The 9,374-nt window shown below is 40.7% G+C and carries 11 protein-coding genes; 9 read left to right on the top strand and 2 right to left on the bottom strand.

From position 1 onward, the window contains the following. The first annotated feature begins 82 nt into the window (after window positions 1–82). Complete coding sequence (locus CHU92_RS04080) at window positions 83–628, top strand: hypothetical protein (protein ID WP_094412876.1); 546 nt, start codon at window positions 83–85, stop codon at window positions 626–628. Between the two features lie 417 nt (window positions 629–1,045). On the opposite strand, the gene CHU92_RS16170 is transcribed toward CHU92_RS04080, so the two are convergent. Then, complete coding sequence (locus CHU92_RS16170) at window positions 1,046–1,180, bottom strand: hypothetical protein (protein ID WP_262494634.1); 135 nt, start codon at window positions 1,178–1,180, stop codon at window positions 1,046–1,048. 70 nt (window positions 1,181–1,250) lie between these two features. Between CHU92_RS16170 and CHU92_RS04075 the strand changes: the two genes are divergently transcribed. The 6 genes from CHU92_RS04075 (at window position 1,251) to CHU92_RS04050 (ending at window position 5,910) form a co-directional block, all read left to right on the top strand. After that, on the top strand, window positions 1,251–2,201 hold the full coding sequence (locus tag CHU92_RS04075; RefSeq protein ID WP_094412874.1) for an isopenicillin N synthase family dioxygenase: 951 nt from the start codon (window positions 1,251–1,253) through the stop codon (window positions 2,199–2,201). A 110-nt stretch (window positions 2,202–2,311) separates the two neighbouring features. Next, window positions 2,312–2,734: a GxxExxY protein gene (locus CHU92_RS04070; RefSeq protein WP_094412872.1), complete on the top strand. Its 423-nt coding sequence runs from the start codon at window positions 2,312–2,314 to the stop codon at window positions 2,732–2,734. Between the two features lie 11 nt (window positions 2,735–2,745). Continuing rightward, window positions 2,746–3,096: a translation initiation factor gene (locus CHU92_RS04065; RefSeq protein ID WP_094412870.1), complete on the top strand. Its 351-nt coding sequence runs from the start codon at window positions 2,746–2,748 to the stop codon at window positions 3,094–3,096. Between the two features lie 82 nt (window positions 3,097–3,178). Then, window positions 3,179–4,048 (top strand): nucleoside phosphorylase, encoded by an 870-nt coding sequence (locus tag CHU92_RS04060; protein ID WP_094412868.1) that lies wholly within the window; start codon window positions 3,179–3,181, stop codon window positions 4,046–4,048. A gap of 62 nt (window positions 4,049–4,110) precedes the next feature. Next, window positions 4,111–4,956, top strand: a complete 846-nt coding sequence (locus tag CHU92_RS04055) for a substrate-binding domain-containing protein (RefSeq protein ID WP_094412866.1) — start codon at window positions 4,111–4,113, stop codon at window positions 4,954–4,956. Between the two features lie 21 nt (window positions 4,957–4,977). Continuing rightward, the gene (locus tag CHU92_RS04050; RefSeq protein WP_094412864.1) at window positions 4,978–5,910 is read left to right on the top strand and encodes a transglutaminase domain-containing protein; all 933 of its coding nucleotides are present in this window, start codon (window positions 4,978–4,980) and stop codon (window positions 5,908–5,910) included. 47 nt (window positions 5,911–5,957) lie between these two features. On the opposite strand, the gene ung is transcribed toward CHU92_RS04050, so the two are convergent. Then, a complete protein-coding gene (gene ung, locus CHU92_RS04045; protein ID WP_094412862.1) occupies window positions 5,958–6,623 on the bottom strand; it encodes a uracil-DNA glycosylase in 666 nt (221 codons plus the stop codon). A gap of 121 nt (window positions 6,624–6,744) precedes the next feature. Between ung and CHU92_RS04040 the strand changes: the two genes are divergently transcribed. Both CHU92_RS04040 and CHU92_RS04035 read left to right on the top strand, forming a co-directional pair. Beyond that, entirely contained in the window at window positions 6,745–8,910 is a 2,166-nt protein-coding gene (locus tag CHU92_RS04040) for an endonuclease MutS2 (RefSeq protein WP_094412860.1), read from the top strand. After that, entirely contained in the window at window positions 8,907–9,326 is a 420-nt protein-coding gene (locus tag CHU92_RS04035) for a thiol-disulfide oxidoreductase DCC family protein (RefSeq protein ID WP_094412858.1), read from the top strand. Before CHU92_RS04040 ends, CHU92_RS04035 begins: the two co-directional genes overlap by 4 nt. Window positions 9,327–9,374: the final 48 nt, after the last annotated feature.

Genomic DNA, 9,374 nt, shown 5'->3' with positions numbered 1-9,374 from the left:
AAACTCCAGCAGATTTATGTGTTGCACTTATGAATTGAACTTAGAACAGAATTAGAAGTAATATTTGTAAAATAATAGTAAAATGGAAGATAAAAGATTAAAATATGTAATTGTAGCAGTGCAAGACTACAGAGTGCATGGTTATTCAAATACATTACATACAGATAAAGGATACCTGATTGTTGTCGAAGACTATCCAGGTGGTAAAGAATCACCTCGAAATCTAACAAATTATAGAAGAATAGTGTTTGAAAAAGTATTTGGAGAAAAATTTGGACATGAAGCCATTATTTTAGAACCGAAAAGCTCTTTGTTTTTAAAATTGCTAACAGAAATGGAATTGAAGTTAAAAGATTTATTAAAAACCCAATGTAGAAAGTTTTTAGAACACTTAAACTATCGATATGATGAAGAAGTTGAATTTTTTGGAGAAAAGTATGTAATTAATGGTAGAAATTATCTCGATAAAGCATTGCGTTATTTTTATGAATTTTACCAAAATATAAAACAGTTTTATGATTATAATTATCCATTATATTTAGTCCCTGCTACAAAAGAAGATGAAGAAAAATACTATGGTAATTACGATAGAGAAGATGGTTATGAACCATTAAAATCAAAAGAATAATAACTAACCACCCCCGGGTGGTTTTTTCATAAACACTCACCAACCCAACAGGCCAGCCTGGGCAAAAGAACTTACTAATCTTTCAAAAAGCTACTGTAAAAGATAGTTTTTGGTTTAATACTTAATCTTATACCATTTCACTATAAAATGCAATGAGCAAGCCTCTTCGCTTTTAGTATATACCGTAAAACTGTATTAATTTATCACTCATTTTTCTGTAAATCTGTTCTTTATTATTTATTTTGCGGATAATCCAAAATACATTTTATTATATCAGCTGATCCTGTACTTTTCCGGGGCAACATGAAATCCATAGAAAATTTATTGTATCAAAATTGTCCGGCTGCTTCAGCCATTCGTATAACAAAACAGGCAAAATCATCATTGCCTGACACCGGAAAAAGGTACCTGGTATTTCTAAAAATTATCGAAGATGCCCTCTAACAACACATTACTGCCTATCCTGGTAATGAGATAGGGTTCCTGTACAGCCGACGTAGCAGGGTGTACAACAGGCACCTCGTCATTGTTAACAACTTCCCCCTCACGCATTCAAAAAATAGTATTATGTTTGTATTTATAAGGCTTTAGGGCTTTAAAAGTTATTAACAAATTTATTTTTATGCAAAACATTCCGAGTGTTGACCTGCGTGATTTCCTTTCGGACGACCCGAAACGCAAACAAAAATTTGTAAATGAAATCGGTAAAGCCTATGAAGATATAGGGTTTGTAGCATTAAAAGGGCATTTTCTTGATGACCGCCTGGTAGATGAGCTGTACGGTGAAGTGAGAAACTTCTTCAGCCTGCCGCTGGAAATAAAGGAAAAGTATGAAATTCCCGGCATTGGCGGCCAGCGCGGCTATGTTTCTTTCGGTAAGGAGCATGCCAAAGGGCGCAAGGAGGGCGACCTTAAGGAGTTTTGGCATTTTGGCCAGTATGTGGGCGAAAATTCTAAATACAAAAGCGAATACCCGGATAACGTGGAGGTGGCCGAGCTGCCCAATTTTAACCGCGTAGGTAAAGAGGCCTACCAGATGCTGGAAAAAACAGGCGTGTATGTGCTGCGTGCGCTGGCGCTTTTCCTAGGCCTGGACGAATATTATTTTGATAACTACGTAAAGGAGGGCAACAGCATCCTTCGCCCTATACACTACCCTCCTATTACTTCGGAGCCTGAAAATGCGGTGCGTGCCGCCGCGCATGGCGATATTAATCTTATCACGCTGCTAATGGGTGCCCAGGGCCGGGGCCTGCAGGTGCAGAACCACAATGGCGAGTGGATTGACGCTATTGCCGAACCGGACGAGCTGGTAATCAACGTGGGCGACATGCTGAGCCGCCACACCAACAACAGGCTGAAATCAACTATACACCAGGTGGTGAACCCGCCAAGGGAACTGTGGGGTACTTCGCGCTACTCTATCCCGTTCTTTATGCACCCGGTGAGCGATATGCCACTTAACTGCCTGGAGAACTGTATTGATGAAGACCATCCTAAGCTGTATGAGGATATTACTGCCGGGGAATTCCTGCATGAGAGGCTTGTTGACTTAGGGCTTATAAAAAAATAATTAATAAATTTATAGCGGAAAAAGCATTGGGTATTAGCCTGATGCTTTTCTGTTTTAATATTATGGAACGCAGATAACGCGGATTTTGCGGATTGTCGCTGATTTTAATTATGATATTGCACAAAGAACTTACCGGCGAGATTTTAAAAGTTTTTTATGATGTTTATAATGAGCTTGGCTATGGCTTTCTTGAACGTGTGTATCAAAACGCGTTATTTATTGAACTTAAAGAGCGTGGTTTTGAAGTTGAGGCTCAAAAACGTATTTCAGTATATTATAAAGATCACTTTGTTGGAGATTATTTTGCAGATATTATAGTAAATGATACTGTTATACTTGAACTTAAAGCTTGTGACACAATAGTTGAAGAGTTTGAATATCAATTAATCAATTACCTTAAAAGCACACGGTGCGAGGTGGGTTTATTGCTTAATTTTGGCAAAGAGCCTGAATTCGTAAGGAAAGTTTTTAAAAATTCGAGTAAAAAGATTCGCGTCAATCCGCCTGATCAGCGTCATCAGCGTTCCATCTGAAAATTTATACTATGGCAAAGAAAAGCAACAGCCTTGAAGACCTTGGTGGCTTTGTATTTAGCACCAACAAAGACTTTGAGTTTAGGAATAACGAAGAGCGGCAGGAAACGCTGCCCAACAACCTGCAGAAGCTGGAAGCACACCTGGATAAAAAGAACCGTGGCGGTAAGGTAGCTACGGTAATTAAAGGATTTGAAGGTACCGATGACGACCTGAAGGCGCTGGCCAAGCAGCTGAAGACGCTGTGTGGTGTGGGCGGTTCGGCGAAGGATGGCGAAATTATTATTCAGGGCAACTTCCGGGATAAGATAATGGACTACCTGGCCAAAGAAGGTTATAAAGTTAAACGCGTAGGCGGCTGATTCAAGTAATCAAAAAACAAATTACAAACCTGTTCGGTATGTGTGCCCTGAACACCAAATACGGAACACTGAATACTATTAAATGATACAATCATCTGAACTGATACTAAACCCTGACGGGAGTGTGTACCACCTGAACCTGAGGCCGGAAAACATAGCGCACGACATTATTTTTGTGGGTGACCAGGACCGTGTTGAAAAAATCACCGCACATTTTGATTCCATAGAATTCACCACCCAAAAACGGGAGTTCAAAACGCAGACCGGAATTTACAAAAACAAACGCATGAGTGTAGTGTCAACGGGTATAGGCCCTGATAATATTGATATTGTGCTCAATGAACTTGATGCGTTGGTTAATATAGATTTTGACACACGTACGCCCAAAGAACAGCTCACTTCGCTAAATATTATCCGTATCGGCACATCAGGCTCACTGCAGCCGGATATATCCACCGATAGCTTTGTGATGTCTAAATACGGGCTTGGGCTTGATAATATGCTCCGCTCCTACCGCATTGATGAAGTTACTGATACTGCCCTTGAAGAGGCTTTTTTACACCACACACATTGGGATATCCGCAAGGGCAAGCCTTATGCAGTAAAATGCAGTGAAAAGCTGGAGAAGATTATTGAAAGCGGGCACATTTACAAAGGTATTACGGCAACTGCCGGAGGCTTTTACGGTCCACAGGGGCGCGTACTCAGGCTGCCCATCCAGGATATGGATTTAAATAGTAAGATGGATAATTTCAACTTCAACGGTAACCGGATTACAAACCTTGAAATGGAGACGGCTGCCATATACGGACTCTCGGCATTGCTGGGGCACCACGCGCTTTCACTCAATGCTATTATAGCCAACAGGGCGCTGGGTACTTTTAGCGCCGACCCTTATGCTGCTGTGAACAATCTTATCGAATATACCCTGAATAAACTGGCTATAGGATGATTCAGGAAATTTTGTAAATGAATAAAATGCCGCACTTTGTAACTTTGTAGAAAAGCAACTTTATGAAAAACATAAAAATTGCCGGAGTACCGGAGCATTTTAACCTGCCATGGCATTTATGCATTGAAAATGGTGAATTTGAAGATGCCGGAATTGATTTGGAGTGGGCTGACGTGCCCGAAGGTACCGGCAGGCTGTGCCAGATGCTTCGTGACAGGGAAACTGACATGGCAGTTTTACTTACTGAAGGCATAATAAAAGACATAGCAGCAGGAAATACAAGTAAAATTGTGCAGGTATACGTGCAGTCGCCGCTCATTTGGGGCATACATGTGGCTGCCGGCTCTCCTTATAAAACTGTTGATGATATTGAAAAAGGCAAAGTTGCCATAAGCAGGTATGGGTCGGGCTCACATTTAATGGCTTATGTTAACGCAAAGCAGCACGGATGGCGCATAAACAACCTTGAGTTTGAAATAGTAAACACACTTGACGGCGCGATTGAAGCTTTAACTGAAGGACGGGCTGATTATTTTATGTGGGAGCGTTTCATGACAAAGCCGGTGGTTGATAAAGGCATCTTCCGCAGGGTTGGCGACTGCCCTACCCCATGGCCCTGTTTTGTGATAGCTGTAAGGAATGAGACACTTGTAAATGACGCTGATAGTATTGGAACAATTTTGGATATCATTAACCAGACTACCGAAGAGTTTAAAGAAATCCCGAGTATTGACAGGACGCTTGCCGGGCGCTACGGGCAGAAAATTGAAGATATCCAGGAATGGCTGAAGCTAACACGGTGGTCGCAAAAGAAACTCGATAAAAATACGTTTGATAAAGTACAGGCGCAGTTGCTGGAGCTAAACATTATTGAAAAGAAAATTGCATTTGAAAGCGCTACAGGATAACCGTGCTTTTGCCCCATTAAAATGATAAAACCTGACTCCACTACCTTAAAAAATCTTAAAGCTAAGCTTCAGGTAAGGAGGCCTTGGGACTCCATTATCATTTTTATCCTAAACGTCCTCATTGCCATTCCGTTGTTCATCATCCTCCATCAAAACCTTGTTGACCCTGAGTGGCCTTTCCACATTGACAGGATATTGATATTTATAATCCTTGTTGTGGCAATACAGCTGGTTTTGAGGCTCCTAAAGACCATACTAATCATATGCATGGCGCTTTACCTGCTGGCACTTTTGTATGGGTCTGTATTTGGTGGGTATGGTTTCAATGCCGTTTTTGAAGACTACCGCTCCATGGTTTATACAATGGCTGAAGACCCAAACCCGCAGGACATAATTATTTCTAAGCTGTTGCCGTTCCCTAACAAAGGCCAGATAATTGATGCTGTAAATTATGATGATCCACGCGTACGTAATTTTTCGGTGATGGCAGCTACCAAATATTTTAAAGATGTAAAGGGTTATCAGCAGCACCGTAAACTAATACAATGTTTTTCCGTTTTTAAGGAAATCCGTAATCGATGGCGCTATGTTAATGACCCGACCGGAACAGAATATATCGCATCAGCTACAGAATCATTGCAGCATTTTTCAGGCGATTGTGATGACCACGCCATACTGATGTCTGCCGCTATAAAAGCTATCGGGGGTACGCCACGTATAATACATACAGGTGGGCATTTGTATCCTGAAATGCTGATTGGCACAAAGTCAGATCTTGAAACGGCTAATTACCTTATAAAAGAACAGCTGTTTAAGGAAGAAAGTAAAGACCAGGAGGTGCATTACCATATTGACGAACGCGGCCAGGTGTGGCTAAACCTTGACTATACAGCCCGTTATCCGGGAGGAAAATTTATGCGTGAAGAAATTTTGGGTGAGCTTACTTTTTACTAACCTTTCTTTGTGCAATTCTCTGACAAGAGTTAATAAAATAACAACCTTTACCATGTAATTTCTGCCCTGCCATGTTCGTGGAGGTATTTATTAGCTTTACTGAAATGCCCGTTCCCAAACCATAAGCCCTGGTTGGCACTTAAAGGTGATGGGTGGCCCGACTCAAGGATTAGGTGTTTGGTGCGGTCTGTTTTGGCGCCTTTTTTCTTTGCATAACCGCCCCATAGCATAAAAACCACATTTTCTTTTTCTTCAGATATCTTTTGTATTACGGCATCAGTAAATTTTTCCCATCCTTTTCCTTTATGGCTCTCTGCCTGGCCTTCCCTGACAGTTAATACGGCATTGAGCAGGAGTACGCCCTGGTCAGCCCAGCGTGTAAGGTTTCCTGTAGGGGGAAAAGGCTGGCCCATATCATTCTGTATTTCCCTGAATATATTAATTAAAGAAGGTGGCATAGGTACACCATCATTAACTGAAAAACAGAGCCCGTGCGCCTGCCCGTAACCATGGTAGGGGTCCTGCCCTAATATAACCACTTCAACTTTATCAAAAGGGCAATGCTCAAAAGCATTAAAAATCTGTTTTCCGGGAGGGAAACACCTTCCGGTAGCATATTCCTTTTTTACAAAAGTTATAAGTTCTTCAAAATAGGGCTTTTCAAACTCCCCTTCAAGGATTTTTTTCCAACTCTGTTCTATGTTTACATTCATTTTTAATGTATATAAGGCAAATATACACATTGAATCGTGTAATTAAAGTTAATAGCATCTGCCAAATATGCAGGAAACGTAATATGTAATACTTTTGCATAATATTTGCTTTAGCTGAAGAATGATAAGTATTACAGATAAAACTTTAAAAGATTTAGAATTCACCACGGTGCTTGAAACCGTCTCTGCGTGCTGCACTACAGAACCCGGAAAACAAAAAGCGCTGGAAATAGTACCTTATAATGACAGGGATGAGCTGACCGAAGCTTTAAAGCAAACATCGGAATATGTTGCATCATACGATAATAACAATGCGCTGCCGAACCATGGTTTTGAACCTGTTACGAACGAGGTGAAATTCCTGGCTATAGAAGACAGTTATCTTGACGCTCCTGCTTTCAGGAAGATAGCTACACTTTCTGAAACGGTCAATACACTTATAAAGTTCCTCGAAAAATTTGACGATTACTACCCCGCACTACACCGCCGCGCAAAACAGGTAGAATACACAAAAGAAATACAAAAAAGTATTGATAATGTGATTGATAAATATGGGGAGGTAAAAGACGATGCTTCGCCTGAACTTGCCCTGATAAGGCGTGAAATGAATGTAGTGAAAGGCAGGATCAACCAGAGTTTTGCAAGTGCATTAAGCCAGTACAACAGCCTTGGATATCTTGATGACATTAAAGAAAGCGTTGTAGAAAACCGCAGGGTGCTTGCTGTGCTTGCCATGTATCGCAGGAAAGTTAAAGGCGCTATATTAGGCAGCTCAAAAACCGGCAGTATAGCTTATATTGAGCCAGAGGCTACACTGAAGTATTCACGGGAACTGAATAATTATGAATATGAAGAAAAAGAAGAAATAAAACGGATACTAAAGCAGCTTAGCAACAGTATAAGGCCATTCGTGCCGCTTATTAACGAGTATCAGGTATTTTTAACTGATATTGATGTTGTTTCTGGGAAAGCACGGTATGCACGCAAAATAAATGGTCTTCTGCCCACTATAACTACTGAAAAGCGGCTCTATTTTCGTGAGGCTTTCCACCCTATCCTGCTGCTCAGCAACAAACAAAAGCAAGAGCCTACCTATCCGCAGACCATTGAATTAAAACAGGATAGCAGGATAATCGTAATTTCCGGGCCCAATGCCGGTGGTAAAAGTATAACACTTAAAACAATCGGGCTGCTGCAGTTAATGCTCCAAAGCGGAATGCTTATACCGGTGCATGAGCGGAGTGAGACCTTTTTGTTTGACAGGATTCTTACTGATATAGGGGATAACCAGTCCATTGAAAATCATCTGAGTACGTACAGTTACCGCCTTAAGAACATGAACTACTTTTTGAGGAAATGTAATGAAAGGACTTTATTTCTTATTGATGAGTTTGGTACAGGGTCTGATCCTGAACTTGGAGGCGCGCTTGCCGAAACTTTCCTGGAAGAATTTTACCACAGGGAGGCTTTCGGTATTATAACCACCCACTACACCAACCTTAAAATACTGGCTAATGAGTTGCCATTTGCCACAAATGCCAACATGCTTTTTGATGAACGTTCGCTTGAGCCTATGTACAAACTGGTTGTTGGCCAGGCAGGCAGCTCGTTTACTTTTGAGGTTGCACAAAAAAACGGTATTCCTTACGGGCTTATAAACCGTGCCAGGAAAAAAATCGAAGGCAGTAAAGTGCGGTTTGATAAAACCATAGCTACTCTGCAAAAAGAACGATCCAGGCTGGAAAAAACATCGCAGACACTTAAGGAAGAAGAAATAAGGGCGCGCGAAGAAGGTAAAAAATTAGAAATAATAAATACAAAGATACAGCAGAAACTGGAAAGTTACCAGGAGTTGTATGATGCCAGCCAGCGGCTTATTTATCTGGGGCAAAAGCTGGACGATATGAGTACAAAGTACTTCAATAATAAAAACAAGAAAGAGCTAATCGGGGATTTCCTTAAGGTAGTTGAAATTGAAAATTCAAAGCGTAAAAAAGCAACACCAAAAGAAAAGAAAGAAAAGGAAATACAGCAGAAAGTGGTAATTGCTGAAGTAAAGCAAAAAGTTGAGGAGATACGCAAAGAAAAGAAAGAGAAAAAAAATAAGGAAAAAACAGTTGAGAAACCTAAAGTTCCGCTCAAGGTCGGCGACAGGGTCCGGATGATTGAAGGCAAAGCGGTAGGCTCAATTGACACTATTGAAAAAAATACGGCTACCGTTAATTACGGTATCTTTACATCTAAAGTAAGCCTTGATTCCTTAGAACTTGTAGAAGCTAAAAAATGATGACAGAAAACCTGCCAAAAGATAAAAAAATAATATTGTTTGACGGCATATGCAATTTATGCGATGCTACTGTCCAGTATATTATAAAGCATGATAAAAAAGATATTTTCCGTTTTGTACCGCTTCAGTCTGAACTGGGGCAGCAAATCGTCAGGCATATAGGCGTAGACACTTCAAAAACCGATTCAATACTCTTGTACCAGCCCGGATACGCATACTATTATAAAGCAGAAGCCGCGCTTTTAATAGCCAAAGAACTGGGAGGTACAGTGTCTTTGCTTAGTATGTTCTCTTTTTTACCTAAAACAATTTTAAATGCCGTGTACGATTATGTAGCACGTAACCGGTATAAATGGTATGGCAAAAAGCAGGAATGTATGATTCCGACACCTGAAATGAAAGCTAAGTTCCTATAATAATAAAAAGAAGCCGTCTCACAACTTGAGACGGTTTTTTTACGTTTT

Source organism: Flavobacterium cyanobacteriorum, from assembly GCF_002251835.1.
GTDB lineage: Bacteria > Bacteroidota > Bacteroidia > Flavobacteriales > Flavobacteriaceae > Flavobacterium > Flavobacterium cyanobacteriorum.
Note: the sequence above shows the minus strand (reverse complement) of the source record. Positions and strands in the feature narration are given on the sequence as shown.

Bases quoted from the DNA above. Each gene is read 5' to 3' on its own strand.
- CHU92_RS04080 (WP_094412876.1), top strand. From the start codon at position 83: ATGGAAGATAAAAGATTAAAATATGTAATTGTAGCAGTGCAAGACTAC.
- CHU92_RS16170 (WP_262494634.1), bottom strand. From the start codon at position 1,180: ATGCGTGAGGGGGAAGTTGTTAACAATGACGAGGTGCCTGTTGTACAC.
- CHU92_RS04035 (WP_094412858.1), top strand. From the start codon at position 8,907: ATGATGACAGAAAACCTGCCAAAAGATAAAAAAATAATATTGTTTGAC.
- CHU92_RS04060 (WP_094412868.1), top strand. From the start codon at position 3,179: ATGATACAATCATCTGAACTGATACTAAACCCTGACGGGAGTGTGTAC.
- ung (WP_094412862.1), bottom strand. From the start codon at position 6,623: ATGAATGTAAACATAGAACAGAGTTGGAAAAAAATCCTTGAAGGGGAG.
- CHU92_RS04070 (WP_094412872.1), top strand. From the start codon at position 2,312: ATGATATTGCACAAAGAACTTACCGGCGAGATTTTAAAAGTTTTTTAT.
- CHU92_RS04050 (WP_094412864.1), top strand. From the start codon at position 4,978: ATGATAAAACCTGACTCCACTACCTTAAAAAATCTTAAAGCTAAGCTT.
- CHU92_RS04040 (WP_094412860.1), top strand. From the start codon at position 6,745: ATGATAAGTATTACAGATAAAACTTTAAAAGATTTAGAATTCACCACG.
- CHU92_RS04065 (WP_094412870.1), top strand. From the start codon at position 2,746: ATGGCAAAGAAAAGCAACAGCCTTGAAGACCTTGGTGGCTTTGTATTT.
- CHU92_RS04055 (WP_094412866.1), top strand. From the start codon at position 4,111: ATGAAAAACATAAAAATTGCCGGAGTACCGGAGCATTTTAACCTGCCA.
- CHU92_RS04075 (WP_094412874.1), top strand. From the start codon at position 1,251: ATGCAAAACATTCCGAGTGTTGACCTGCGTGATTTCCTTTCGGACGAC.